2 protein-coding genes and 1 pseudogene are annotated in these 1,602 nt (G+C 60.5%); all 3 read right to left on the bottom strand.

Features of this window, described 5'->3' with window-relative positions; all coding sequences use genetic code 11:
• Window positions 1–117 precede the first annotated feature (117 nt).
• On the bottom strand, window positions 118–273 hold the full coding sequence (gene tnpB, locus NKH59_RS33285) for an IS66 family insertion sequence element accessory protein TnpB (protein WP_353024461.1): 156 nt from the start codon (window positions 271–273) through the stop codon (window positions 118–120).
• 75 nt (window positions 274–348) lie between these two features.
• A complete protein-coding gene (locus NKH59_RS33625; protein ID WP_502908736.1) occupies window positions 349–558 on the bottom strand; it encodes a transposase in 210 nt (69 codons plus the stop codon).
• A 306-nt stretch (window positions 559–864) separates the two neighbouring features.
• Window positions 865–1,081: pseudogene (locus NKH59_RS33275) on the bottom strand (IS110 family transposase); the annotation flags it as partial.
• Between the last annotated feature and the right edge of the window lie 521 nt (window positions 1,082–1,602).

Here is a 1,602-nt window from a genome sequence, read left to right as displayed (position 1 = left end):
CGTCGCCGGCGACCACGGCGTGCGTTTCCGACCGAACGACGCCGTTCTGCAACTGCTGAACAGCATCTAAATATTATGTGGCGGAGGCAAGCTGGGTTTGGCCGGCCCTGACGGGCGTCAGGGCGGCTCCGCCACATAATCTCGCCCGACGCATAAGTAAGGATCAAGGCCGAGCATCTCCTGTACCGCCGCTGCCAACCCGTCGAGACCCCGACGGAAGTCGACCGGCCGGGTCGCCACGTAGATCTTGAGATCGGCGCCCGGTGCAATCATCGCGAAGCCGAACCGCACGGATGACCTGGGGCAGGTGCTCAAGGTCAACCGCCGTTCGGATCACCATGTCGTCGATCAGATTTCCACCTTCGCCGGCGTCCATTTCGATGGCCTCATCCTCCGCTGAGGCACCGATGAGTCGTCCACCATCAACTGCGCGAACATCGGCGCCATGCTTTCCGGCAGTGCCAGTTGTTCCCGACGAAGGCGACGCCGCCAATCGTAGACCTGCCAGCGGGTCGCGCCATGCTTGCGTGCGACCGCCGCCACCGGCACCCCCGGCATCAGGCTCTGGGCCGCAATCTGGGCTCTCTCAGCCTCCGAGTGAACCCGCCGTCCCGTTGGACCTTCCAGAACCTCGACCGGCCTGCGTAGCCAGCTGTTGGGACGTGCAAATGGGCGTCCATCCTGCCGTCTGCTCCCACGTAGGCCCTCCGTCTCTCGCGATCGGGGGATTCTTCGCACATTCACTCAGGAGCCGCACGAGGGTAGCGGCGTGGCGCTTACGTCTAATCGCGATGCATGAGTCAAGATGTTTTCGAATGGAATCCGTCCTCCTGATCCTGAGCTGGATGTGGCGAGGTGTTTATCGGGTATGCGTATCCGACGGAGCGCATGATAGAACCACACGGATAGGGGGCCGGTCTCGAACACCACTCGTTTGACGGACGGTGCGCGTTTTTTGGATAAGGTAGGCTATGAGCTTCGGATCGGAAGCGCACTTCCCGAGCCAGACGCGCTTGCCTTCACGTCGAAAAGACACTGCCGTCTCTTTCATCGACACGTCGAGCCCGATATATTCTTCCATGGCTGTTCTCCATTAGATGCTTCGGCCCGACGTCAGTCGTGAGCCCGTATTTCCATCTTATCGGGAACAGCCCACCCTCCAAGGCTATGATTTGGTTCAGGGCGACCCACTCCCGCGATTACACCATGTGGACGCCCCCCTCGACGGCGTCTATTTGCCACGGTGATAGGTGTTCAACCCCTACAACAGAACTGGCGTCCACGACCATGGCGAAGCATGTGTTTCCACGCACAGTAGAACTTGCGTTGATTGTGATGCGGCGTTCAGGATGGTTGATCCCCCGGCGTGCGATTGAGTTAGATAAACAGCACCGCAGCTGCCGCCGCCGCCATGTGTCCAGCCAGAACAGCAGCAGGACCGGCGGTTCAAGGAGTGGCCGCCGGCCTTTGTACCGGCACACGAGACATCCTTGTTCGTATCAATCGGCCCCTGTTGCTGGCGGTCCGCGATATCGAGGCCGCAGTCTGCGAGCATGTCAAAGCAATCGTGGTGGCAAAAGCAGCCAGCGCCGAACATTTGGC

Source organism: Mesorhizobium sp. M0998 (assembly GCF_040318885.1).
GTDB lineage: Bacteria > Pseudomonadota > Alphaproteobacteria > Rhizobiales > Rhizobiaceae > Mesorhizobium.
The sequence above is the reverse complement of the archived record's forward strand: the minus strand, read 5'-3'. Positions and strand labels throughout refer to the sequence as shown.

What these genes read in the sequence shown, in the direction of transcription:
- tnpB (WP_353024461.1), bottom strand. Translation starts at nt 273, where the DNA reads ATGATTGCACCGGGCGCCGATCTCAAGATCTACGTGGCGACCCGGCCG.
- NKH59_RS33625 (WP_502908736.1), bottom strand. Translation starts at nt 558, where the DNA reads ATGCCGGGGGTGCCGGTGGCGGCGGTCGCACGCAAGCATGGCGCGACC.